This is a genomic window from Saccharothrix ecbatanensis (assembly GCF_014205015.1).
Classification (GTDB): Bacteria; Actinomycetota; Actinomycetes; order Mycobacteriales; family Pseudonocardiaceae; genus Actinosynnema; species Actinosynnema ecbatanense.
In genome coordinates this window covers 9,573,897-9,598,933 of the sequence record NZ_JACHMO010000001.1, presented here as the reverse complement: position 1 = coordinate 9,598,933, position 25,037 = coordinate 9,573,897, and the positions used below count along the sequence as shown (strand labels likewise).

At 69.3% G+C, this 25,037-nt stretch carries 16 protein-coding genes; 13 read left to right on the top strand and 3 right to left on the bottom strand.

All coding sequences use genetic code 11. The annotated features are described in order from the left end of the window. The first annotated feature begins 3 nt into the window (after positions 1–3). Complete coding sequence (locus F4560_RS42935; protein ID WP_184928732.1) at positions 4–1,692, top strand: site-specific integrase; 1,689 nt, start codon at positions 4–6, stop codon at positions 1,690–1,692. On the opposite strand, the gene F4560_RS42930 is transcribed toward F4560_RS42935, so the two are convergent. Both F4560_RS42930 and F4560_RS42925 read right to left on the bottom strand, forming a co-directional pair. After that, the gene (locus F4560_RS42930; protein WP_246477961.1) at positions 1,608–2,807 is read right to left on the bottom strand and encodes a TRM11 family SAM-dependent methyltransferase; all 1,200 of its coding nucleotides are present in this window, start codon (positions 2,805–2,807) and stop codon (positions 1,608–1,610) included. The two genes, F4560_RS42935 and F4560_RS42930, sit on opposite strands and share 85 nt — an antisense overlap. After that, positions 2,804–3,937 (bottom strand): hypothetical protein, encoded by a 1,134-nt coding sequence (locus F4560_RS42925; protein WP_184928731.1) that lies wholly within the window; start codon positions 3,935–3,937, stop codon positions 2,804–2,806. Before F4560_RS42925 ends, F4560_RS42930 begins: the two co-directional genes overlap by 4 nt. A 539-nt stretch (positions 3,938–4,476) precedes the next feature. Here F4560_RS42925 and F4560_RS42920 point away from each other — a divergent pair. The 6 genes from F4560_RS42920 (at position 4,477) to F4560_RS42895 (ending at position 14,300) form a co-directional block, all read left to right on the top strand. After that, entirely contained in the window at positions 4,477–5,535 is a 1,059-nt protein-coding gene (locus F4560_RS42920) for a hypothetical protein (RefSeq protein ID WP_184928730.1), read from the top strand. A 200-nt stretch (positions 5,536–5,735) separates the two neighbouring features. Then, positions 5,736–6,053, top strand: coding sequence for a pilin (locus F4560_RS45305; protein ID WP_184928729.1), 318 nt, complete (start codon positions 5,736–5,738; stop codon positions 6,051–6,053). Positions 6,054–6,162: 109 nt separating this feature from the next. After that, on the top strand, positions 6,163–8,427 hold the full coding sequence (locus F4560_RS42910) for a TrbL/VirB6 family protein (RefSeq protein WP_184928728.1): 2,265 nt from the start codon (positions 6,163–6,165) through the stop codon (positions 8,425–8,427). Beyond that, the gene (locus F4560_RS42905; RefSeq protein WP_184928727.1) at positions 8,424–9,665 is read left to right on the top strand and encodes a PrgI family protein; all 1,242 of its coding nucleotides are present in this window, start codon (positions 8,424–8,426) and stop codon (positions 9,663–9,665) included. The genes F4560_RS42910 and F4560_RS42905 overlap by 4 nt, the downstream gene beginning before the upstream one ends. Next, positions 9,665–11,593 (top strand): VirB4 family type IV secretion system protein, encoded by a 1,929-nt coding sequence (locus F4560_RS42900; protein WP_184928726.1) that lies wholly within the window; start codon positions 9,665–9,667, stop codon positions 11,591–11,593. Before F4560_RS42905 ends, F4560_RS42900 begins: the two co-directional genes overlap by 1 nt. A gap of 160 nt (positions 11,594–11,753) precedes the next feature. Beyond that, a complete protein-coding gene (locus F4560_RS42895) occupies positions 11,754–14,300 on the top strand; it encodes a type IV secretory system conjugative DNA transfer family protein (RefSeq protein ID WP_184929731.1) in 2,547 nt (848 codons plus the stop codon). Between the two features lie 26 nt (positions 14,301–14,326). Here the strand turns inward: F4560_RS42895 and F4560_RS42890 are convergent, their stop codons facing one another. Then, positions 14,327–14,794: a hypothetical protein gene (locus F4560_RS42890; RefSeq protein ID WP_184928725.1), complete on the bottom strand. Its 468-nt coding sequence runs from the start codon at positions 14,792–14,794 to the stop codon at positions 14,327–14,329. A 201-nt stretch (positions 14,795–14,995) separates the two neighbouring features. Here F4560_RS42890 and F4560_RS42885 point away from each other — a divergent pair, with 201 nt between their 5' ends. The 6 genes from F4560_RS42885 to F4560_RS42860 all read left to right on the top strand — a co-directional run bounded on the left by F4560_RS42885 (position 14,996) and on the right by F4560_RS42860 (position 24,600). Further along, positions 14,996–16,057, top strand: a complete 1,062-nt coding sequence (locus F4560_RS42885; protein ID WP_184928724.1) for a replication-relaxation family protein — start codon at positions 14,996–14,998, stop codon at positions 16,055–16,057. Between the two features lie 59 nt (positions 16,058–16,116). Further along, the gene (locus F4560_RS42880) at positions 16,117–17,043 is read left to right on the top strand and encodes a C40 family peptidase (protein ID WP_184929730.1); all 927 of its coding nucleotides are present in this window, start codon (positions 16,117–16,119) and stop codon (positions 17,041–17,043) included. 308 nt (positions 17,044–17,351) lie between these two features. Further along, on the top strand, positions 17,352–17,717 hold the full coding sequence (locus F4560_RS42875; protein WP_184928723.1) for a hypothetical protein: 366 nt from the start codon (positions 17,352–17,354) through the stop codon (positions 17,715–17,717). An 8-nt stretch (positions 17,718–17,725) separates the two neighbouring features. Continuing rightward, positions 17,726–20,839: a P-loop domain-containing protein gene (locus tag F4560_RS42870; protein ID WP_184928722.1), complete on the top strand. Its 3,114-nt coding sequence runs from the start codon at positions 17,726–17,728 to the stop codon at positions 20,837–20,839. Between the two features lie 1,209 nt (positions 20,840–22,048). Then, positions 22,049–22,519, top strand: coding sequence for a hypothetical protein (locus F4560_RS42865; protein WP_184928721.1), 471 nt, complete (start codon positions 22,049–22,051; stop codon positions 22,517–22,519). After that, a complete protein-coding gene (locus F4560_RS42860; RefSeq protein WP_184928720.1) occupies positions 22,516–24,600 on the top strand; it encodes a M48 family metalloprotease in 2,085 nt (694 codons plus the stop codon). The genes F4560_RS42865 and F4560_RS42860 overlap by 4 nt, the downstream gene beginning before the upstream one ends. Positions 24,601–25,037: the final 437 nt, after the last annotated feature.

Sequence of the window (25,037 nt, the reverse complement as noted above, 5' to 3'; positions counted from 1 at the left end):
TCGATGGTGGCCAGAGACGGGACCGGGTCGAAGATCGCCCGGTCGGTGACCAGCTGTGCCGAATGCCTGGCGTGGGGCCTGACGCATGCGCGCGGGGTCTGTCTTGCCTGCTACAACTTCGCGGCGCCTCGGTTCGGCCACCTGCCCGGCGAGTGTGGCGCCTGCCGGCGTGAAGTGCCGTTGAAGAACGGTTACTGCCGCCTGTGCTGGTTCCAGGCGCGCGAAGACCGGATCGTGACCGCGGTCGACGCGCGTTCGGCGGTGCTGATCGCACCGCACCTTCCTGCGGTGCGCAGCCAGCAACTGTTCCTGGCCGGGATGACCCGACGTCGCGCCGTTGCCCGCACGAGCCCGCGTCGCCACGGCGCGAAAGGCCGTCCCCTCAAGGCCCCGCCCGCATCGGTGGCCCGACCGGACATGCGGTGGGAACAGCAGGTGCTGTTCGCCGACGAGGTGCTCGCCCGCGACTACCGGCACGTCGGGATCGACCTGCGCCGCGCGCCCGCTCCGGACAACCCGTGGCTGGGCTGGGCGCTGCACCTCGCCCACACCGCGGCCGAGGCCCGCGGATGGGCCCCGGTCACCAGACGCGGGATGCAGCGCACCCTGGCCACCCTGCTGGCCGGTCACCACGACAGCGACCGGATCCGCGCCACCGACGTGCGCACGGTTGCGTCCCGGCACAGCGTGAACGTCGACTACGCCATCGCGATCCTCGACGCGATGGACGTGCTCACCGAGGACCGGCCGCAGGTCTTCGACACCTGGCTGGCCGCCAAACTCGACGGGATGGCTCCCGCCATCGGACACGAGGCGGGCCGGTGGGCCCGTGTCCTGCACGACGGCGGCCCGCGCACCCTGCCCCGCAAGCCCGACACGGTCCGCGCCTACCTGCGGACCGTGCGCCCCGCCCTGCTGGACTGGTCGACCCGCTACGACCACCTGCGCGAGGTGACCCGCGACGACGTCGTGGCCTGCCTGCGCCGGCTGCGCGGAGAACCCCGCGCGGGTGCCGTCACCGCGCTGCGTTCGCTGTTCGGCTGGGCCAGGCGCAGCGGCGTCGTCTTCCACAATCCCGCGACCAGGATCTCCATCGGCAGACGCGAACACGTGCTCTGGCAGCCGCTGTCCATCCAGGACATCGCCGAAGCGGTCGCCATGGCCACCACACCGCAAGCCCGCGTGTTCATCGCGATGGCCGCCGTGCACGCCGCTCGACCGCATCAGATCCGGGCCATGCAACTGCACGACGTCGACCTCGCGGATCGACATCTCACCATAGGCGGACGGCGACGGCCGCTCGACGACCTGACCCGCACCGTCCTGGACGACTGGCTGACCTACCGCGCGCAACGCTGGCCCGCCACCGCGAACCCGCATCTGTTGATCAGCAAGGAAAGCGCGCTGCGGCACGGACCGGTCAGTGCCGTGTGGATGCGAGACCTCCGTGGCCTGACCGCCACCCTCGAACGGCTGCGCATCGACCGGCAACTCGAGGAAGCGATGACCATCGGCCCCGATCCGCTGCACCTGGCCATGCTCTTCGGCATCTCCGAGACGACCGCGATCCGCTACGCCAACAACGCCCGCCAGCTTCTCGAGACTCCTCACGAAGCCGCCGCCTCGACTTCACCCGGAACCCGAGCGTCCCTGTGGCACACTGACCGCGACAGGCCCTTGGGTTCCCGCTGAACACCCTTGAGTTCATTGGAACGCAAGGCAAACAGGGCGGTGCGGAACACGAGGACGTCCTCGTGGGCGATCAGGTGCAGCGGGAGTCCGGCCTCGCGCTGCTTGCGGATGAAGTCGCGTTGGAAGAAGCTGCCGCGGGCGACGAGGTCGGTCTCGGCGGCGCGGGCGAGCAGGGCGACGTTGCGCTCGACCGGGATCAGGCCGGCCGCGCGTCCGCAGGCGAGGATCTGGGAGGGCAGGTCGATCAGCTCGGCGTGTTCGCGCCAGGGGCGAATGGTGATGGCGATGTGCCCGCCGGGCTTGAGGAAGGTGCGCAGCGCGGCGAGGATCCGGGTGAACCCGGCCAGCAGCCGGTGGTGGCCGATGTTGGCGAGGTTGCCGCGGTCGAGGGTGTTGCCGTAGAGGTGGTGGTACTTCTGCACCCCCGCGCCGGGCGCGACCGACACCTGCCCGTGGGTCGAGGGACCGTAGGGCGGGGAGGTCACCACCAGCGCCGCCTGGCCGACGTACTCGGGTGGGAGCAGCGTCACGAGCTGGCGGGCGTCACCGTGGAACACCCGTGCGTCGATCCCGTCGTCACCGCCGACGCCCTGCTCCCGCGCCAGGTCGAGATTCGCCTGCGCAACCTCGACCCAGTGCGGTTCGTACTCGACGCCGACGGCGCGGCGACCGAGCCGGACGGCTTCGACGAGGGTGGTGCCGATACCGCACATCGGGTCGAGCACCAGCTCGCCCGGCTTGGTGTAGTGGATGACGGCGTGGCGGACGACCTCGGGCAGCATCTTGGCCGGGTGCGCGGTCGACTCGGGCGTGTACTTGTTCTTGCGCTGGGCGGCCGGCGAGGACTGCGCGGTTGTCCACACCGACACCGCGGGCGGCTCTGCGCTCCCCTTCTGCTCACCGCTGTCCAGAGAGTTGCCCGCAGCGGCGAGCGGGGTGTCGAGTGCGCGCGGGATGCGCTGGATCGGCTCGTCGCCGACCGCTGCGGCAGTCGTCGGGGAGTGCTCGGCGGTGGACTGGTCGATGGCGTCGTGCGTCACGGGCGTGCCTTCCTGGCGGTGCGGTCCGGGTTGGGCGAAGTCGGAATGCGGCGCTGGGTCAGGCGCGGTGCTCATCGGATGTCTTCGGACTGCGGGACCGCGTCGGTGGGCGCACTCGGCGACGCCGGGGGTGTCGGCTGGTGGTCGTGCGGCTGGGCGAAGACGAGGACGTCGGAGTGGATGCGCCGATGCGGAGCGGGCAGCCCTCGCACCAGGGCGCGGTGACGCGCACGCGCGTCGCCGTCGTCGGTGTCGGTGTCGGTGTCGCGGTCACCATGGACGCCGTCGGAGTGAGCGTCGGCGAGGTGGAAACGGCCGTCGCGGACGGGTGTGTGCAGGGCGACGATGTGCTGGAGGTAGAGCAGGTCGGCGTTCTGTCCTGCGGTCACCACCGCGCCCGTCGGGTCGGTCAGCTCGCCCAACTCCCAGTCACAGTGCGTGAGCACGACGAGGATGCCGCCGATCCGTAGCCGCCGTGCCGCGTAGAGCGCGATGAGGTCCGCTGTGTTGCCGTGACCGAGGTGGCCAGAGCGGTGCGGCGGCAGGCTGGTGACGATCAAGCCGGCACCGTCCACGGGTTCGCTCACCGCGTCCGGGAAGGGCACCTCGACGGTGACTTCCGGTGCCGTGGGGATGGTCGCGGGAGCCGTGCCGACCCCGCCGACGAGGTCGGCCCAGAACGGGCGCGAGGTCGGGCCGGTCGACGCCGGGTCGATCGGGACGCGCTCGACGCGCGCGGCGCGGTCGAGACGTTCGACGGCGGCGATGGTGTCGGCCAGTTCGGGGTCCGGCTCTGCGCCGGGGGCGTGGTCGATGACGCCGTCGGTACCTACCACGCCGAGCGTCGGGCGGGTGCGCTCGGAGATCGGCCAGTCCAGCAGCACAACCCGTTCGGCGGGCTTGCTGAACGAGGTGACGATCCGCTCGACGAGGGTTGCGGGCCACGTGGCGTCGAGCTCGATCGGTGCAGAGCCGGCGGTCCAGACGGTCGCCGGAGTCGGGGTCGAGGCCGATCCGCGTGAGCGCGAGCCGGTGCCGGCCGTGGACTTCGCGGGCTTGCCGGGGCTGACGCGGGTGGTGGTCGGAGCGGTCGGCCAGGGTCGGCGGTCGCCGCCCCGGTGCCCGCCGGGGCGGGCCGGAGCCGGGTGGGTGGAGTCGGCGCGCCGTCGGGGCGAGCGGCGGGCGGAGTTGTCGGGCTGGGCCACGGGTGTCCCTTCGCCAGGCTGGGTGCGCCTGTCGGTGCGAGGCGCTGATGACACCCCTGAACTCCGAAATACGGCCCCTTTGGGGACACACCCCCGCCACTTTTCTCGACCGGATTCCACGGCCGCAAATAACCGGGAAATGTTCGCGCGCACGTGCCCGCGCAGAAGGAGGCGGCGGCTCCGAGAGAAGGTGACCGAGCGCGTTTTTCCGATCCTGTTGGAGGTCGGGCACTCCCAACTGGTCGCAGGGCGGGACCGCTTGCCCACGGCTATGACCAACCTGGTATCGAACTAGTACCGGGAACCCATATTGCCAGCTAGACAGGTAATACCGGCCCAGTCTATTTGATCTTGAGTGGCGGTGCTCGTTGATCCATAAAGACAGCCGGAGTGGATCGTGTGACACCTGCGGCGCGGGTGTGATGATCGCCCGTACCTCTGCGGTACTAGTTCGGTACCAGTTTGGTCATCGGTTGGTACTACCTGCTGTGGCGTCCTGGGCAAGTCGTTGATTCCGACTTGTTTTCGGGAGCCATTCCATGAGTTCACGTGAGGCTATTCCGCGCTCAGGTTTCGAGCGCGATTCCATGCCGTTGGACGCGGCGCGGTCGGCGTTCGAGTGGCTGGTCGCCGGGCCGCGTCCGGTGTCGGTGGACGGCCGGTTGTTCCCCGGTCTTCCGGCGCGCCGGGTGCCCCTGGACGAGCTGCGCGACCGGCTGCTGCGCCGCCGCTGCCCGCAGACGCTGAGGGACGCGGCGTGGGCACACCTGGTCCTGCTCGCCCGCACCGAGGGCGGCGCCTGGACCGTCGGCGCGGTCGGGGTCGCGCTGCCCGCGCTGATCTCCATCGCCGCCACCTTGTCGGCGAAGTTCGCCGGTGACCCGAGCGACATCCACGCCGCGGTACTCGCCGGATTCGTCGCCGAACTCGGCGAGATCGACCTGCGCCGTCCGCGGGTCATGTTGCGTCTGCGGTGGGCCGCCTACCGCGCCGGCCACGCGTGCGTGCGCGAGGAGCTGGACGCGCCGGTGCCCTCGGGGCACGGGTTCCGCTCGACCGTGCCGCCGCCCCCATGGGGCCACCCCGACTTCGTCCTCGCCCGCGCCGTCGCCGAGCACGCCATCACCTCCTCCGAGGCCGAACTCATCGGCTCCACCCGGTTGGAAGGTGTGCCGCTGGCCGCCGCCGCGGCCGAACGCAACCTCTCCTACCAAGCAGCGAAGAAGGCTCGCCAACGCGCCGAGCACCGTCTGGTCGCCTACCTGCTCGACGACACCACCGCCACCCCGCACGCCGGACTGCACGGGGGCGACGTGGCGACCCGGGTGGCCGACGCGCTGACCATCACCGCCGCCACACAGCACACGACCACCGCCGCCTCTGCGTCACGCAGTGTCACTGATCTGGCGACGCGCACGGCGAAGAAAGTCGGCGACCGCGTGTCCCCGCAGGGCCGAATTTCCGGAGTTCAGGGGTGCGGGAGGAAACCAGCTACCCCCGCGCACACCACCTCTTCGCCCACGCCGCCGCGCGAGTCCACACAGCATTCGGCACAGCGGCCGTCGGGCACGACTCCGGGAGCGTCGCGATGCGCCTGACCCGTACCCCAGTTCGCCCTCACCACCACTGCCGGCCCGGTGACAACCGGCCTCACCGCGGGGTCGTCCTCAGCCGCCGCGAGGTGACCTCGCGTGCCCACACACCGACGTGCGCGGGCCTGCGGCGACCGACCAACGACGGCAACACACCTCCGACCTCTGACGGGCGTAGCGACCGCCGCCGCAGCATCCGCCGTCGCGTGCTGTTCGTTGCCGAACTGGTCGTGGTGGCGCTGCCGGCCTCCGGCGCGACGGCGCACGCCGACACCGTGGTGCTCGCGATCGCGGGCAGCGTCGACGAGGTCCTGACCAACATCCGCAACTGGCTGATGGGCATCCTCGCCGGCCTGGCGACGGTGTTCTTCACCATCGGGGGCGTCCGCCGCGTGTTCGGCGGCGGTGACCCCGGCGAGCAGGAGAAGTCCAAGGAGGCGTTCAAGGCCGCCGGGATCGGCTACGCCCTGGCCGCGCTCGCACCACTGGTCGTCACCGTGCTCAAGGGCATCGTGGGGGCCTGAGGCGATGCGCCCGCCGAACAGGCCGATCAGGCCTGCCCCACGCCGCACACCGGTCGGCCCCACCGTCGGCTCACCGCACGACACAACGCCCACCGCGCGAAGCGGATCGGTGTCGACGAACCGCCGGGAGATGCTCGCGCCTCCGGCCGCGAGCCCCCGTCAGGCCCGCCGGGTGCTGCGACCGCCCCGCACGACGCGCGACCGGGCGCTGCCGGCGTTGGCGGCGTTGGCGGCGTTGGCGGCGTTGGCGGCGAGCCTGGTCGTCCTGCTGAGCATCGCTCTCGCCGCAGTGGCACTCACATCCGGGTCGGGCTCCCTCGTCACGCGGGTCGCCGCCGCACAACCGCTGCCGAGCCCGACCGTCGACCCGGACCCGTGTGGACCGGGCTCGCCGCTCCGGCCGATCTGCACCCCGCCCGCACACCCGACGACGGCCACGACGACCGGGCTGCCCGTGTCCAACCCCAGCAGGCCGTCCACCTCGGCCGGCTGCGTCCCAGGACCGCTGCAACCCGGGTGCCCCGGCCCGAGCACCCCGCCGTCGCCGCCGTGCACGGGCGAGGGCTGCATCCCGCAACCCGGCGCCACCCCGACACCGACGACCACACCCGGCGCCGGGCAGCCAGGACAGGGCGAGCAGACCGAGGACGACTGCGGGATCACCGACATCGGTGCCTGCATCACCGAGGCCATCAACGCCTTCTTCCGGGGCATCGTCACCGAGGCGCTCAACCCGCTGTTGGACCTGCTGTCCAAGACGCTGTTGACCACGCCGATGCCCGACTCGCTGCCGCGGGTGGGCGAGCTGTGGGACAACTCCTGGCAGATTCTGCTGGTCTCCTACGGCCTGCTCGTGCTCATCGCCGGGGTCATCGCGATGGGGTACCAGACCGTCCAGACCCGACACTCCATCAAGGAACTCGCCCCGCGCCTGGTGGTCGGGTTCCTGGCCGGCGCCCTGTCGCTGTGGGTGGCGACCAAGGGCATCCAGATCGCCAACGCGCTCGTCGCGGCGATCATGGGCGGCGGGGTCGACGCGAACTCCGCGGGCGAGACGCTGCGCAACCTCGTGCTCGGCAGCCTCAACGGCGGCATCTGGATCATCTTCATCGGCATCTTCCTCGCCGGGATGCTCGTCGCGCTGCTCATCACCTACGTGGTGCGGGTCGCGCTGACCATCATCCTCATCGCCGGGGCGCCGATGGCGTTGATGTTCCACGCCCTGCCGCAGACCGAGGGCATCGCCTACTTGTGGTGGAAAACCTACGGCGGCTGCCTCGCAATCCAACTCGGCCAGAGCCTGACGCTGATCACCGCGATGAAGGTGTTCCTCGCCCCCGGCGGGTTCACGCTCTTCGGCCCGACCACCTCCGGTCTGATCAACCTGCTGGTCGCGCTCGCGCTGATGTACATCCTGTTCAAGATCCCGTTCTGGGTGCTGTCGTCGGTGCGCGGCGGGGGCGGCAGGCGCGGTCTGATCGGGTCGCTGGTCAAGGGCTTCCTGGCCTACAAGACCTTCGGTCTGCTCGGTGGTCACGGCGGCGGCAAGAGCCCGAAGCCTCGCCCCTCGGGCGGAGGCCGGGGCGGCAACGGTGGTGGAGGTTCCAGCGGCGGCGGCGGTTCGTCGAACCCGTACGCCAACGCTCGCACCACCGGAGGTGGGCAGTACGTCCTGCCGCTGCCCGGCGTGCGCCGCACCCGCCCGACGGGCAAGCCCGCGCCGAAGCCGAAGTCCGGTCCGAAGTCCTCCGGTCCGCGGGGCCGCCAGCTGGCGCTGCCGTTGGGTGACGACTGGCCGGAGAACAAGCCGGTGCTCGGCCGCGACGGGCAGTACCGACTGCCCCTGGACGTCCAGCGCACGACGCCGCCACCGGCCTCCCCCACCGGGACGGACACCGGCGGTCGTCGCACCCGCACGGCCGGGGGCAAGCAGCTCGAGTTGCCGTTGGACCCGTACCGGGGCAACAGCCCGAACCGGTCCGGTCAGTACCCGCTGCCCCTGGACGGAGTACGTCGAGTGCCGCGCCCGGCGAGTCCGCCGACTCCACCAAGCCCACGACCGAGCGGACGTCGGGTGGTCCAGCCGGAGCTGCCCTTCGACCCATACAAGGGCAACCGGGCGACCCGCAGCGGCCAGTACCCGCTGCCGCTGGACGGCCTGCGCCGGGCTCCCGTCACCAAGCCCGCAGCCGCTCCGCCACCGGCGGCACCAGAGATACCGCCTCGGCGCGCGCCGCGCGCGGGACAGCAGTTGCGGTTGCCGCTGGACCTGCCCAAGTCCGCCAAGCCACCAACGACGCCGGTCTGCAGCTCACCACCGCCACCGCCGCCGCCGGCGCGGCCGAGCACCAAACCAGGAGGTAAGACTCCATGACCGCTCCCGTTCGCATCCCGGCCGATGTCGACATGCACGACCGCGTCCTCGGGCCGCTGACCGCACGCCAACTGGCCATCCTCGCCGCCGCCGGGGCGGTGCTCTACCTGATCTGGGCGGCCACCCGTGCCGTCGTCCCGATCCCGGTGTTCTTGGCGTTCGCCGTCCCGGTCGGCGCGGCGTCGGCGATGCTCGCCCTGGGCAAGCGCGACGGGGTGCCGATGGACAAGCTGCTCGTCGCCGCGATCCGGCAACGGGTCGCACCCCGGCACCGGGTCGCCGCCCCGGAGGGTGTACGCCCGGCACCTGCCTGGCTTACCCCGGACACCGACCTGAGCACGGGCCAGACCGCGGGCCGCCGCAAGGGCGGCAAGGGCCGGACCGGGCGGCCCGAGCAGGTGTCGCCCTCGGCGTTGCGGCTGCCGGCGGAGGCCGTCACCGAGACCGGGGTGGTCGACCTCGGTGGCGACGGGTTGGCGGTGGTCGCGGTCGCCTTGACGGTGAACTTTGCGCTGCGGACCCCGCACGAGCAGGAAGCGCTGGTCACCTCGTTCGGCCGATACCTGCACTCCCTGACCGCACCGGTGCAGGTGCTCGTGCGCACCGAACGACTCGACCTCTCCGCCCAGATCGCCGAGCTGTGCGAGCGCTCGGGTGGGCTGCCGCACCCGGCGCTGGAGGCCGCAGCGGTCGAGCACGCCGACTACCTGGTCCAGCTCGGCCGGCAGTCCGACCTGCTGCGCCGCCAGGTGCTGCTCGTGCTGCGCGAGCCGCTCGGCGTCGCCGCTCCGACCGACGGCTTGGGCGGGCCCGGCCCGCTGGCGGTGCTCGGGTCGATGGCGGGCAAGCGCCGCAAGCACGCGGGCGGACAGATCGACGCCGGTACCCGCCGGGCGGCGGAGTCCCGGCTGGTGCGCCGTCTCGGCGAGGTGATCGAGCTGCTGTCCCCGGCCGGGATCGTGGTCACCCCGCTCGACGCCGGACAGACGACGGCGGTGCTGGTTGCGGCGTGCAACCCCGACAGCCTGCTGCCGCCCTCGGCGGGGCTGGCCGGAGCGGACGAGGTCATCACCACCTCCGGCGCGAACCTCGCAGAGGACGCCCTCGACGACGGCCGCTTCTCTGCGCACCTCGCCGCGGCACCCAGCCGGTCGGAGGACAGCGACGAGTACGGGGACGACTGGGACTACGAGGACGATTACCCGGACGACTACGAGGACGAGAGGGGGCGGTCCTGATGGGTGCCCGCACACGCAAGAACCGTGGCAACCACAGCCCGGCCGCTCCGGCGACAGCCTCGTCGGCAGCCGCCGCGTTCACACCCGACGCCCTGTCGGTGGCGGCCCGGCACCTGGAGGTCGGCGGCGAGTGGGTCTCCAGCTTCGCCGTGGTCGGATTCCCGCGTGAGGTGCACCCTGGCTGGCTTTCACCGCTGTTGACCTACCCCGGTCGCCTGGACGTCTCGGTGCACATCGAGCCGATCGACCCCGCCACCGCCGCCTCCCGGCTCAAGAAACAGCTCGCCAAGTTGGAGGCCGGGCGGCGGCACACCGCCGAGCACGGCCGCCTGTTCGACCCCCAGGTCGAAGCCGCCACCGAAGACGCCTACGACCTCAGCTCAAGGGTGGCCCGCGGTGAGGGGAAGCTGTTCCGGGTCGGCCTGTACCTGACGATCCACGCCGCCACCGAGAAAGCCCTCACGGACGAGGTGGCCGCGCTGCGGTCGCTGTGCGCGAGCCTGCTGCTGGATGCCAAGCACACCACCTATCGGTCGCTTCAGGGCTGGGTTTCGACGCTGCCGATGGGCCTGGACCTCATCGGGATGCGCAGGACGTTCGATACCTCGGCGTTGGCGGCGGCGTTCCCGTTCACCAGCCCCGACCTGCCCGCCCCCGACCCCACCTCGGTCGCGGCACCGTCCGGGGTGCTCTACGGCTACAACGTCGGCTCCCAAGGGCTGGTGCACTGGGACCGGTTCGGCGACGGGATGCACAACCACAACTCGGTGATCCTCGGCCGCTCCGGCGCGGGCAAGTCGTACCTGGTGAAGCTGGAGCTGCTGCGGTCGTTGTACCGGGGCATCGAAATCGTCGTTGTCGATCCCGAGGACGAGTACGCCCGGCTGGCCGCCGCGGTCGGCGGCGCCTACGTCCACCTCGGCGCGCGAGGTGTCCGCCTCAACCCCTTCGACCTGCCCATCCACACCCGCGCCGACGGCCGCCGCACCGCCCCGAAAGACGCGCTCGTGCGTCGGTCGCTGTTCCTGCACACCGTCATCGCCGTTTTGATCGGTGGTGAGCTGGAGGCGGCGGAGCGGGCGGCGTTGGACCGGGCGATCGCCGTGACTTACCAGAGCGTGGGGATCACCGCCGATGCGCGAACCTGGACCCGGCCGTCCCCGACGCTGCGGGTCTTGCGGGACCAGCTCGCGGGCGCCGGGCAGGCCGGCGATCGGGCCGCGGGTGAGCTCGCCGCTCGGTTGCACCCGTTCGTCGAGGGCGCGTTCAAGCAGCTGTTCGACGGACAAAGCAGCGTCAACCCCGAAGGGCACCTGGTGGTGTTCAGCCTGCGCGACCTGCCCGACGAGCTGAAGGGCATCGGCACCCTGCTCACATTGGACGCGGTGTGGCGGCGGGTGTCCAACCCGGCCATCCGCCGCCCGCGCCTGGTCGTGGTGGACGAGGCATGGCTGCTGATGAAGGACAAGTCCGGTGCCGAGTTCTTGTTCCGCATGGCCAAGGCGTCCCGCAAGCACTGGGCCGGGTTGACCGTCGCGACCCAGGACACCGCCGACGTGCTCGGCAGCGACCTGGGCAAGGCCGTCGTGGCGAACGCAGCGACCCAGATCCTGCTGCGGCAGGCGTCGCAGGCAATCGACGAGATCACCCGGACCTTCGACCTCTCCGCCGGAGAACGGGCGTTCCTGCTGTCCGCCGACCGCGGCCAGGGTCTGCTGTCAGCAGGCACTCAGAGGGTGGCGTTCCAGAGCATCGCCTCGCCCACCGAGCACTACCTGGTGACCAGCAACCCGGCCGAACTCGCCGCTTACGCCGACACTGCCGAACCGGTCGACGAGGCCGAGGCCGCGTTCGTCGACCTGGGCTTCGACGGAGACGAGTTCGGCTCCGACTCCGACGACGACCAGGTCCACCTCGACGCCGCCTGACCACGCGCGCACCAACACCTCGTACGCACATCTCCCGTGAGGAGACTCGTTCATGCTGCCCCGAAAATCGACGTGGGTACCGCCCACCCTCGACCAGCCACCGGAACCACTTCTCACCGCCGCGCCCACGCACTCGACGGCCCATGCCGCCGCCGGGTGGATGGAGGACTACCTACGCGACCCCGGCGGCGCGCTACTCGCGCTGCTGGCCCGGCTCCGGGACCTCGCCCTGGACTGGGGCCCGATCGCCGCCCCCGTCCTCGCGGTGCTCATCACCGGGATCCTGCTCGGCCGACGGTGGTGGGCCCGACGCTGCCACGAGCAGCTGCTGGCCGACGCCCGTCAGGTCACCGTGCTCGCCCCGCCCACAGTGGACCCCGCGGGCGGGGCCGCGTTGTGGTCCAACCTCGTCGGGCTGCTGCGCCCCGGGTGGCGGCGGGCGTTCACCGGCCAGCCGCACGTGGCGTGCGAGTACGTGTTCTCCGAGGCCGGTGTCGCGATCCGGCTGTGGGTGCCCGGCGTCATCCCGCCCGGCCTGGTCGAACGCGCCGTGGAGGCGGCCTGGCCCGGCGCGCACACCCGCGTCGGCCCGGCCGAGCCGCCCCTGCCCGTGGCCGGTGAGGAACAACGGCGCCTGGTGGTCGGCGGCGAGCTGCGGCTGGCTCGCCCCGAGGCGTTGCCCATCCGCAGCACGTTCGACGCCGACCCGATCCGCGCGCTGATCGGCGCGCCGGTCGGGCTCGGACGTGCCGAGCACGCCTGCGTACAGGTGCTGGCCCGCCCGGTCACCGGCCGCCGGGTCCAACGCGCGCGCCGCGCGGCTCGACAGGTGCACACCGGCGGTTCGACCCGGCTGGTCGGCCGCCTGCTCGACACGATCACTCCAGGCACGGGCAGCCGTTCGCGACGCTCTGCCACGGCGAGGACGAAGACCGGAGCCTTGCACAGCGACCCGCAGACCTCGCTGGAATACGCGGCGCAAAACCGCGCGATCGTCGGCAAGCAACGCGGCAGCCAGTTCGAGACGGTCGTCCGCTACGCCGTGGCCACCCTGCTACCGGCCGACACCGACGAAGCCGAGGCCCGCCGGGCGCGGGAGGTCGCCCGCGGCCGTGCACACGCCTTGGCGGCCTCGTTCGCCTCCTACACCGAGCACAACCACTACACCCGTCGCCGCGTCCGCCACCCCGGTCGCGTCATCGACTCGCGCCGCCTCGGACGCGGGGACCTGCTGTCGGTGCCCGAACTGGCGGCGATCGCGCACCTGCCCACCGACGAGGCCATCCCCGGCATCCAACGAGCCGGAGCCCGCGCCATCGCACCCCCACCGGGCATCGCCACACCGGGGCCGGAGGCCAAGCCGATCGGTGTCACCGACACCGGCCACCAACGTCCCGTCGCGTTGCGCGTGCCGGATGCGCGCCATCACCTGCATGTCATCGGTGCGACCGGCTCGGGCAAGTCGACCCTGCTCGGCAACATGATCCTCGCCGACGCCGAGGCAGCTCGCGGGATCGTGCTCATCGACCCCAAGGGCGACCTCGTCACCGACGTCCTGTCCCGCCTGCCGCGCTCGGCTGCCGATCGAATCGTGATCTTCGACGCCGACAGCAGGTCGCGGCCACCGTGCCTGAATCCGCTCGACGGTGGGGAGACCGACCTGACCGTGGACAACCTCGTGTCGGTGTTTCGGCGGGTGTACTCGGCGTTCTGGGGTCCGCGCACCGACGACGTCATGCGTGCCGCCTGCCTGACCCTGCGCACCCAGGAAGGCGTCGCCACGCTGGCCGACCTGCCCAAGCTGCTGGCGGACGAAGCGTTCCGCAGCCGGCTCACCGCCGGCATCACCGACCCGGTCCTGCGCGGCTTCTGGTCCTGGTACGAGGAGCTCACCGACTCGTCACGCTCCCAGGTCATCAGCCCGCTGATGAACAAGCTCCGCGCCTTTCTGCTGCGCCCCTTCGTCCGCGACGCCATCGCGGGCCGCCACTCCACCGTCGACATGGCCGAGGTTCTCGACGGCGGCATCTGTCTGGTGCGCATCCCGAAGGGCTCGCTGGGCGAGGAGACCACGCGGCTGGTCGGGTCGCTGGTGGTCGCCCGCACCTGGCAGGCCACCACCGGCCGGGCTCGCACCCCGCAACGGCAACGCCGGGACGCGAGCCTGGTCATCGACGAGTGCCACAACTTCCTCAACCTGCCCTACCCCATCGAGGACATGCTCGCCGAGGCCCGCGGCTTCCGGGTCGCGATGACGCTGGCCCACCAACACCTCGGCCAACTCCCACGCGAACTACGGGAAGGTATGTCCACCAACGCCCGCAGCAAGATCTTCTTCAACGCCTCGCCCGAGGACTCCCGCGAACTGTCCCGCCACACCGCACCACGGCTGTCCGACCACGACCTCGCCCACCTCGGCGCCTACCACGCCGCAGTCCGCCTGGTCCTCAACGGTGAGGAAGCCCAGCCGTTCACCATGCTCACCCAGCCACTCCCACCCGCCGTGCCCGGCCGCGCCCGGGAGATCCGCGCCGTAGCGCGCCGCACGGCCCGGACCCGCACGACCGAGCCCGCTGCTACCGGCGGTGACAGTCCCGAGCCCGGCCGTACCCGGTCTTCTCGTGGTCCGTCGGATCCGTCTGGACCCGCAGGGCGGATCGCGCCCGTCGCGCGCCCACGTAGCGCCGACCCTCGCCGCAACGGCTGACTTCGGCCCGCATCTTTCGCCGGCCATCACGCCTCTGCATGCGCCCGCGCGGAGGCGAGTTCGCCTCGCTTCACACCGTGGCCGGCGACGCGTTCCCTTCGAACAGCGGTAGCAGAGCGGCGACGCCGCCCGACCCTAACCGGAACATCACTGATCCTCGAACGAATCACGGCCCGAGACCCCACCAGTCGACGGAAGGAACGGACAACCTCATACACATTCTCGACTTTTGCAAGCACGAGGACGATGAGCAGCACAAGAAGCGGATCCGAACCCTTGAACTGTCCAGGCACGAGCCACTGGCTCAAAATCAATCCGATGCCGCCGAAGACAAGAGGGAAATAAACCTTAACGGCAGACGACGCCAGGTCACCATACCCTGCACTCCTCCTGAAGAACGCCGCCGCAAGAGTATGCCTCGTCGTCACCACCGCCAACGGAGCGAAGAAGGCAGTCAAACTCAGGCAGAAGAACAGACTTCGCCCCTCCGTCACACGGGCCAGAATCGGCACGGCAACGCAAACGCCGAGCAACAGGGTGTCCCATCAACGCGGCCAACTTGAAAACGTTCAACTGCCGCGACGGCGAATGGAGCCTGATTTGCCGTCGGCCGTGCTTTGCAACGCGACTACTTCGATCCCGACCCCTCATAGCCCGCAGATTTTACAGCGCAGGCGAACACCCCGGAGGCGCTCATGATCACCAATCCAAGCCGACAGCGTGCCCTTCGCGGTCACAAGCCCACCCGTCCCAACCCGCGCGCGGCCAACACCGCCGAGCACCAGGCCGTGCTGGCGTGGCGGCTGACACCGCGCGACAAGTGGATCGCCCGGATGCTCTGGGAGCACCGGGTGCTCACCGCCCACCAGATCACCGCACTGGCCTTCCCCAGCTTCCGGTCCGGGCGGATGCGGCTGCGCGAGCTCTACCTCTGGGGTGTCGTCGACCGCTTCCAACCGTTCGTCACCGTCGGCACCGCGCCCATGCACTACGTCCTGGCGCCCGCCGGCGCGGCCGTGCTCGCCGCCGAGGACGGCATGGACGTCAAAGACCTCGGTTACCGGCACGACCGGGTCTTCGGTGTCGCCCACAGCCTGCGGCTGGCCCACACGGTCGGGGTCAACGAGTGGTTCACCGCCCTGGTCGACCGCGCCCGCCACCCCCGCCCCGGTGAACAGGTCGAACTGGCGACGTGGTGGTCGGAGACCCGCTGCGCCCGCCACTTCGGCGACCTGATCAAGCCCGACGGCTACGGCCGCTGGCGGTGCGGTGACCTACAGGTCGAGTGGTTCCTGGAGTACGACTTCGGCACCGAGGCCCTGGCCAAGCTGGCAGGGAAGCTGGCAGGCTATGCGGCGCTCGCGCAGGCCACCGGTATCACGACCCCATTGCTGGTATGGCTTCCGACCTCACGACGCGAAGCCACCGCCCGCCGGCTGTTGGCCCGAGCATGGCGCGAGCTGGACGACCGGCGCTCGGTGCCGGTCGCCACCGCGGCGGCCGAACTGCTCGACCCCCGAGCGACTCACCCGAGCCCTGCCGACGAGGTCTGGTTTCCCCTCGACCCCCCGCCCGGTGGGACTCGACGGTGGGCGCTGTCGGAGCTGCCCGACGCCTGGCCGCACGTTCCGCCGCCGGTCACCACCGGCGGTGACGCCGGGCCCGGCCCGGACTCGCCGCATCCGATGGCACCGCCGCCCTCGCCGATGCCGCCTGCGGCGCCGCCGCACAGGTCGGGCCAATCGGGGAGGTGGTGAACCCCGTGCTCGCCAAACTAGCGATCGGCGCCGCCGCAGTGCTTTTGCTCATCCCCGTCATGATCGGCCAGAGCGTCAGTGCCGTGGTGGACGCGCTGTTCGGCAACTCGTCGAACACCACCATCGACTGCTCCAAGTCCATCGCCGACATCCCGCCCGACTACTGCCTGCTCTACGTCACCGCCACCCCGCACTGCCCCGGCCTGGACTGGACCGTGCTCGCCGCGATCGGCAAAGTCGAGACCGACCACGGCCGGCTGAAGGCACCCGGCGTGACAGAGGGCGAGAACCACGCCGGAGCAGGCGGGCCGATGCAGTTCCTCGCGCCGACCTTCAACGGCGTCATCGCCAAACACCGGATCCCGCCGGGCGGCGCCAGCCCGCCCTCGCGGTACAACCCGCACGACGCCGTCCACGCCGCGGCCTTCCTGCTCTGCGACGAGGGCCTCCGGCGAGGCGACCTACGGGCGGCGATCTTCGCCTACAACCACGCCGACTGGTACGTCGACATGGTCCTCAAACAGGCCGCCAAGTACGCCGAGGCAGGCGCCACCAGCGTCGGCAACGGCGACTGCAACGCCATCCAAGCCCCCAACGCCGTCACCCACGCCGCGATCAACTATGCCTGTGGGATGCGCGGCCTGCCCTACATGTGGGGCGGCAACGGACCCGACGGCGGACACTCCGGGTTCGACTGCTCCGGACTGACCAAGGCCGCCTACGCCGCCGCCGGAGTGACCCTGCCCCGCACCGCGCAGACCCAGTTCGACGCGGGCCCGCGCGTCCCGGCCGGGCAGCCGTTGTTGCCGGGTGACCTTGTCTTCTACGGCACAGCCGGCAACATTCACCACGTCGGCCTCTACATCGGCGGCGGACTGATGATCAACGCGCCGACCTTCGGGCAACCGGTGCAGATCGACAACTACCGGTACAACGGCGACGACTACGCCGGGGCGACGCGTCCTGCGGCTTCTACTGCCCTGTAGGTTCCGCCCGCATTTGACCAATTCCACGCACACATGACCGCTAAGTGATCGCTTGATCATCTGCTGCGAGCAGCTCTTTGAGCACCGTCTCTCTCACACCGAGTGTCAACCGAACGGACATCCCATGAGCGGATGTTGGCGACACTCACGGAATTCGCGTGCAGGCCGCTTGAGCACGATCGCTTCCTCGCTGGGGCCGGAGAGACAGGACTCGCCGCAGACTGACCCGATCGGGCGACACGAAACGGAACCCACCCACCGGTCGTGCATCCGCTGCGACACTTCGTCGATCCACCAACTGTCCAGAGGTGATAACACTGTCCAGCCAGATCCGAGTTCGCCAGCGGGCACTGAACGCCATCGTCAGCATCGTTCTCGCAGCCACGATCGCCGTGGTGGTCAACGTGTGGACCAGTGGCTGGGGCTGGCCGGCTGGGGTCGGACTCGCCACGCTCGTCGGGTTCCAGGCGCTGATGGAATGGCGTCGGGTACACGCCGAGAACCAGGTGGCGCCCGCACGGCGATGGGTCACCGACCAGCAGGCAACAACCGTTTGTGACAGCGACATGACAGGCATCCACCTGCCGCCGGCCAGCGGTGACGTGGAGGTCCGGCAGGACCTTGGCTTCGTGGAGCGGGCGACGATCATCGGGATCGACGGCAGGCGGGACTGAAGACTTCGATGGATCACCACATTCCCGCGGAACTGGCCGAGCGGTCCGACTCGTTCGTCGCACGCGACTGGGCACTCGACCTCGTCGCCGCCTGGCACGACAGCTTGGAGTCGTTGCTCGTCGTCGTCGCGGAGCCGGGGGCCGGAAAGTCCATGCTCGCAACACATCTGGTCCAAATCGCCATGGGCCGGACGTCGTCGCGCCAGGGTTTGGGTCATGGCTGGTTGCACGCGTGGCACTTCTGCCAGGCCGGGCGGTTCCAGTCGTTGAATGTCAGAGCGGTGCTCGGAGGAATCGCGAGCCAGCTTTGCTCCACCGTGCCTGGATTCGCGGAGGTCTTGGTGCGGTTGAACACGGGAGCCACCATCACCGTGAACCAGCAGATCGCCGGGGACGTGAGGGATTCCAAGGTGATCGGCATCGGGAGGCTGGTGCTGCCGGAGCACGATCCGCGCACGCTGCTCGACGAGTTCATCCGAAGGCCGTTGACCGAACTCGGTGCCCGAGCCACGGTTTTGGTAGACGGGGTGGATGAGACCGACGAGCAGGACGGCGGCACCAGCCACACGCTGGCTTGGTTACTGTCGACTATCGAGCGCGATCCGATCCCAGGGCTCCGTCTGATGCTCACGACCCGCGGTGGTTCGACAGCTCGCCGGTTTGCCCACGGACAACGGCTCATGCTCCAGCAGGACCAGCCTGCGGATACCGACGATGTGCTCGACTTCGTCGAACGCAGGCTGCGGCACGCAGGCGTCGCGGACTTCGGCTCTGTCGCGGGGCGAATTGGAAAGGCAGCCGACGGCAATTTCCTCTACGCGGCGCTGGTAACCGACGAGTTTCTCGCCGGGTCGGACGTCGATGTGGACACTCTGCCGCGCGGACTGACCGAGCTGTATCACGCGTTTCTTGGCCGCAGGGTTTGCGCCGACGGCAACCGGTGGCGGGATTCGATCCGTCCTGTGCTCGGGCTGCTGACACAGAGCCGGGGCGAGGGATTCACTCCACACCAGCTGGCTTTGATATCCGGACTGCCGCTTTCGACGGTCTGCGACGCGCTGGAAGCCTGCGCGCCCTATCTGACGGGAGAGCTTCCCAACGGCCCGTTTACTACGTACCACCTTGCGTTGCGCGAGTATCTTCGTTCGTCGGCGGAGCACAACATCTTTCCGGCGCAAGCCACCCAACAGATCATCACCGCACTGCGCGGCAACACCGCCGACCAGCACGCGGCGGTGCACCTGATTGGCTACCTGATCGACTGGCATCGATTCTCCCGCGACGACGAGAAGACCGAAGTGCACAGGCTGACCGAGGAGATCATCACCGATCCTCGGTATCTTCACTCCCGCTTGGCTACCACCGGCGTGGACTCGCTGCTGTCAGAGGTATCCTCCCTCCTTCAAGCCATGGGCCGCAGCGATACCGTCGAGATCATTCACGAGACGCTCGGTCGGCAAGCTCACACCCTGCGCCGATGGGACCGCGAGGCTGATCAGGGCTTCGCTTTGCAACAGCTCCGGTACGACTGCGCCTTCATCGGGCACATCGACGTGCTCGCCACGTCTGAAGATGACGAGCGATTTTCCATCACTGTCGACTGGAGCGCTCCGGGGATCAGTACCTGGTTGCTCACCCGCACTCTCGCCGAGAACGGTCGAGGGGCATACTCGCTGAACGCATCGCCCGACGGAACCATGGTCGTCGTGGGCTCGTACGACCAGAAGACGGTGGTGTACGAGGTAGCGACCGGAGCCGTCGTTCACCGGTTCTCGTACGGCGGGAACGGGTCTGTGTGCTTCAGCGAGGACGGACGGAAGGTACTCGCGCGTACATACGGAGAAGAACCTGCCTGCTGGGACGTCACCAGCGGAGCGCGAGGCGCGCCGACGCTCGCCGAGGTCGACTTTCTCGACCGGGCCGACGAGCAGTCGGCCCTACCGGAGTACGTCGACTACGTTCACGGTGACAAGTTCGGGAAAGCTGCTGTGTCAGCAGTAACTCCGGACGGCCGGTACGTCGCCGTTCTCTCCCACGGACGTCAACGCCAATTCATTGCTCTTTGGGACCTGAACCGCCGTGAGGTCCTCAGCGTGCACGACGAAGCGGATGTGCACTCCCTCGCCATCACACCAGACGGCAGCAAAGTGATCACCGGGTCGTACTCCAAGGCACCACGAGTATTCGCGCCGACGGCCAGAGCGGCGAAGCACCTTACTAACGGAGGCCACCGCGGCCAGGTCACAGCCACTTGCCTCAGCGGAACCCTCGGCGCTTCTATCGGCGATGACGGCGACCTCAAGATCTGGGACACGACCACAGGCCGGCTGAACCAGACTCTGAGCGCGATGCCTCGAACAGATTCTCTTGCGATCAGCCCGGACGGCAGTCGTTGCGTCCTGGGTGTGCAGACCCACAAGGGCGATATCCAGGTGTTCGACCTGCAAGGTCAGTTCATGGTGCGCAAGATGATGATCGACGGCCACCCTGTCGACCCAGAGTGGTCGACAAGGCCTGGGGCAAGTGACCCAGAACTACCTGCCGTGGGAGTCAGCCTCGACTGTCCGCTTAAGCGTCCGGTGCGGCTTTATGTCGACCGTGCCTCCGCGGTCAGTGCGATCGACATCTCAGCAGATGGCCGACTCGTGGTCACCGGCTCGCCCGATGGAATCGTCAGAGTCTGGGACGCGGACTCCGGAAGCCTGGTTCGTGAGCTCTCACGAGACGGATGCCTGGTGCAGGCAGTGAGGTTTACCCCCAACGGAGAGCATGTACTCACGGTGGCTCAGATCGGCGGCCTCTACGTCGAGCAGTGGGCAGCGATCGAGATGTGGAGCGTAAAGTCCGGCGGCATCACCGAACAGCTCTGGCCAGAAGACGAGCGTTCGGCTTACCCGATCGCCTGCGACGGAGAAGGTGTCGCGATCACCAGGGACGGCCGCTACCTAGCGACAGGTTCTGCGGACGGCACAGTGACAGTTCACGACCTGGTCGAGCTACGGGTGATCGGAACCCTTGTCCTGCACGGACCTGTCACGAGCGTTTCAATTGACGGCACGACCGTTCTCGCTGGCACGAAGAACGGCGAAGTTACGCAGTTTCATTTCAATATCGGTCAGTAGTCGCTCAGAGGCCATCGACCTGCTGAGCTGTAGCACTCTGCGCGCTAGTACTGGCAATGTTCGTGGACGTGAGTCTGAACGAGCTTGAGTTGACCCCTCGATTGGAAGCAACCGAGTGATCCAATACAGACGAAGATCTGGCATGGTTCAAGACAACACCCCCATATTGCGTGAGGGTTGTCTCGCCACAGGCACAACTCTCATGCCGCCGAGCGGCTGCACGCACCTGCAACAAGTGATCGACTACTGCGGACATCAACTGCTCACCGAACGGTCACGTCACGTGGAAACACCACTTCACGCCGCCAAGATTGCTCATGTTCGCACGGGCCCTACATGCCCTGTAGTTTCCGCACGCACTTGACCATTTCCGCGTGCGGATGACCACAAGATGAGCCCCTGATCAAGTACGACGGAAGAGTACCTGGCGGTTCGTGCCGTCAAGACCCGGCTCTGCATCGTCGTGTCGGTTGGGTTGAACGCCCACCGAGACTGGACGTGTGCGGCCGGGGACGATGTTCGGGTCACGATCGACAGGTGACGCTCAGTTCCCGCTGTGCCAGAGGTCAGGCCGGTCGGGGGGTTCTCGGACTTCCGGGCGCGGGTGGCGATGGCGTCCTGGGTGGCAGCGTCCCCGCGCAGGACCACGCCGTCGGGAGCGGAACCTCGTTCTCGGCGGCGGGCAGCGGTGCCTGGCTGGCGCTCTCGCTACCACTGTCAACGGTCAGGCGGGCACGGCGGGGCCGCGACCGTGCCCGTATCCTGCCGGGCAAGTACGCCGACGGACCCAGCACCGCCAGTTGTGGCAAAGCCCCGGCGACACGTTCGGAGCGAACACGTCGACGAATGTGACCAGGGCCAAGACCAGCCACAGGTCCCGGCGGTCGATGCAGCGCGACGCCAAGCCCGGCTCTGCTGCGGTGCACCAGGCCACCGAATCCCTATTCTCACCGCGCCGACGTAGCCGACCGCGACGAACACAACGATCGTGGTGGTGGTGGTGGACGTCGGGTCGGCTCCCGTCGCAAGCAGGCCGCCAGGGGTTCGGTGCGCGCTGAGCACGAGGGTCCTGGATGCAAGCCGGGTGCGTTTGTGGGGTACGCCCACCACCGTGAATACGACCTGAAGGATCAACTTGACCACACGGCGCCGATCTTCCTTGTAGATTGTCCGGCGTTTCGTCAAAGCCTTGCCCACGAAGGGGAATCGGTGTCGGACCATCGTAGGGAAATCGACGTGGTGGACGACCTTGTGGTCGACCTCGCCCGATCGGTCGTTCTGGCGCACTACCCGCGGGAGGCCGAGCTGTTCGACTCGGTGCTCGCCGAGTACGCCGAGGCTCCGGAGCGGCTGGTCACGTCGTTGCGCGCGCCGGTCGGCATGGGCGTGGACCTGGCGTTGATGACGCCCTACGTGCTGGCCGCCGCGGGGGCCGTCGCAGGCGTGGTGCTGGAGAAGGTCGCCGAGGCTGCGGTGGATTCCGCCCGCGCCCGGTTGGTCCGTGTGTGGCGCAGGCTCCGCGGGGGTGTGGCGACGTCGGAGGAGGTGGCGCAGGCAGCGGAGGACGCGACGACGGTCGTGGTCGTGCGGCTCGAGGGAAGCGGCGTCGATGCCGAGGTCGCGCGGGAGATCGCCGAGCGGGTCACCGCAGAGCTGTTAGCGCGCGGGAAGAACCCGTGACCGCCACCCTGCCCGAGGCGGCGACCGGCCGCCGTGCCGTACTGCCGTCCCCCGGGCGGGGGCGCTTCGTTCTGCTGATCTTCACGTTGCTCGTCGCCGGTACCGGCGTCGGCTACAGCGTCTACCTCGTCTTGTACGCCTCGATCTACTCGGGGCCCTCGACATGCAACCAGTACATCTTCGAGGTGCCTAGAGGCGGCTCAGAACTCACTGCCGAACAGGAGGCGCTGTACCAGCTTTTCACGGAGTGCATCACCCTGGAGCGGCTGGGGTACGACGGCGCGATGTTCGCCGGTGCCGGGCTGGTGCTGGGCGTCGGCCTGGTGCTGGCCCGGGTGCTGCCCCGGAGGTTGGTGCGGCGGGCCGGGCGGACACGGCTGGCGGGTCCGCGGTGGCAGGAGATGGCCCGGGATGCCGTGGCGTCCATGGGTGGCCTCGTTGTGCCCGAGGTGCGGTTTGGTCCGTTCACCCTCCACGAACCGTTCAGCGTCCGGTCGGCCGGCAAGCTGCTGGTCATCCTGCCGCCCGCCGTTCAGGCCCTACCCGCCGGCCAGGCGCGGGCGGTGTTGAGGCACGAGTGCGCGCACGTCGTCGCCGGTGATGTCGGGCTCGTTTGGCTGACCTCCGCCGTGCTCAGGGGCCTGCCAGCGATGCTGCTGCTCCCGATCCCGCTGGCGTTCGTCGTGGCGCTGGCCGATCCGGACCTTACTGTTCCGGGAATGTTCGTCGGGGACTACTACTGGCTGGAATACGGAGTCAGCGCCCTGCTCCTGTCCGCTGCCGCGTTGGCGGTGTCGGCAGCCGTCGTGCGCTCGCGTGAACACGAGGCCGATCTGCGCGCGGTGGAGGGCGAGTCGTCGGAGCCTCTGCTGGCCTTGTTGCAGCGACCGGATGCCCCGCACCGCTCCTGGTGGCAGCGTCGACTCGCCGCCCACCCGTCGTTCTCCGCACGTCGGGCGGTCCTGGATCGTGGCGACCTGCTGCGACACGGCCGAGTGGTCGAAGCCGCGGCATTCGGTCTCCTTGTGGGCATGTGCGCCAACGCCAGTGAGTTCATGCTGATGCCACTGCTGCAACTGGTCGACGACCGGGGTGCCTCCTCGCTGATGGTCGCCCCGGTCGTCCTGGGGACGCTGTTGGCGATCGGATGGGGTTTGGCGCTGTGGAGGTCGGCGGCGTCCGGTGCCCAGGGGCGGAACCTCGGTGCCCTGGTCGCACTTCCCTCAGGGGTGTTGGCGGGATCGGCGGCAAACTTCGGAGGGCTTGCCCAAGGTGGGGTGCCGTTCGGATCCTGGTCGCGGGCGGCCGAGGTGTTCGTGGCGGTCGCGTGCGCGGCGGCGCTGAGCCTGGCCCTGGCCACCTCGTGGGCCGGGCGGGTACGTTCGCCGCGCTCGGTGTTCCTGCTGAACATGACGCTGTGGGTACCGGCCATGTGGCTCGGGTTGTATGGGTGGGACCACCTGTTTGGTGGGGCCCCATTGTGGATGGCACTGAACTACGTCGGCAATTCGTACGCCGTCACGGCGGGAACGGCTGTGCTGGGAGTTCTCGCGTGGTGGTGGACGCCCAGACGTCTCGTCCCGGCCGTGGCGGCAGTCCTGTCGGTCGGAGCGGCTTTGATCGTCCGCGTTCTCACCCCGGTCTCCATTCCCTCCTCGATTGCCCCGGAAGACGTGGCGCTCCTCGACCCGGTGAGCGCCTTGGACTCCTGGACCGCCGTCGCGGCCGGACTCGGCTGCCTGATCGGGTTTCTGGTCCTGCGCGCGACGGGTGCCGCAGTCGCGACGGCAATCACGGCGACCGCGCTCACGGGCGCGACAGTGATGTTGTTGGGGAGGTTCGCCGAGCTGCCCGGGTGGATTCACTACTGGCAGCTGAACCTGATGAGTGTTCGGATCCACGTCGAGTGGCCCGTGGGCTCCCTGGCCTCACTCCTATTCCCGACCGCGTCGGTGCTGCTGCTGATCACCGGCAGGCGGAAACCCGCTCCGCTACCAGCGTGGATCCAGTTGACGGTGCCAACCGTGTGCACCATCCTTTCCGCTTCGATCGCATCCGCGGTGTACCTGACCTGGGTGTGATCTCCGACGTCCGGCACCGCGCGGGGACGGAGCCAGTTCCCGCTACTGATCTCCACCCTGCCCAATGCCGGGCCAGCACCGGGGTCACCGCGCACGTCGTCGGCTACCGGCTGCGGGTCGTGTTAGCACCCTGCTGAGCGGGACTACCTCACGGCCCGCCGGAGTCGTGGTCTGCGGGTCAAGATCCACCATGCCCGCGAGGACAAACGCCGCAGCCTCACCGAGACCAACTACATGGCCCTGCTCGACGCCACACACCACTACCTCAAGCCGAGATCGTGGTCATCTGAGACACCCCCACAACACCCACATCGGCTTGGCGATGCGGCAACTGATCACCGGCCGCGCGGCTGGCTGCGCGCCATCCGAGGGCCTCCAAGGTGTCGCCGGGACCGTCTCCGGCCTTCGCGCCCCGCACGAACCGCACTGTCCGTTGT

Coding starts and splice junctions, on each gene's coding strand:
- F4560_RS42935 (WP_184928732.1), top strand. CDS start 4: ATGGTGGCCAGAGACGGGACCGGGTCGAAGATCGCCCGGTCGGTGACC.
- F4560_RS42930 (WP_246477961.1), bottom strand. CDS start 2,807: ATGAGCACCGCGCCTGACCCAGCGCCGCATTCCGACTTCGCCCAACCC.
- F4560_RS42920 (WP_184928730.1), top strand. CDS start 4,477: ATGAGTTCACGTGAGGCTATTCCGCGCTCAGGTTTCGAGCGCGATTCC.
- F4560_RS42905 (WP_184928727.1), top strand. CDS start 8,424: ATGACCGCTCCCGTTCGCATCCCGGCCGATGTCGACATGCACGACCGC.
- F4560_RS42900 (WP_184928726.1), top strand. CDS start 9,665: ATGGGTGCCCGCACACGCAAGAACCGTGGCAACCACAGCCCGGCCGCT.
- F4560_RS42895 (WP_184929731.1), top strand. CDS start 11,754: ATGGAGGACTACCTACGCGACCCCGGCGGCGCGCTACTCGCGCTGCTG.
- F4560_RS42885 (WP_184928724.1), top strand. CDS start 14,996: ATGATCACCAATCCAAGCCGACAGCGTGCCCTTCGCGGTCACAAGCCC.
- F4560_RS42880 (WP_184929730.1), top strand. CDS start 16,117: ATGATCGGCCAGAGCGTCAGTGCCGTGGTGGACGCGCTGTTCGGCAAC.
- F4560_RS42870 (WP_184928722.1), top strand. CDS start 17,726: ATGGATCACCACATTCCCGCGGAACTGGCCGAGCGGTCCGACTCGTTC.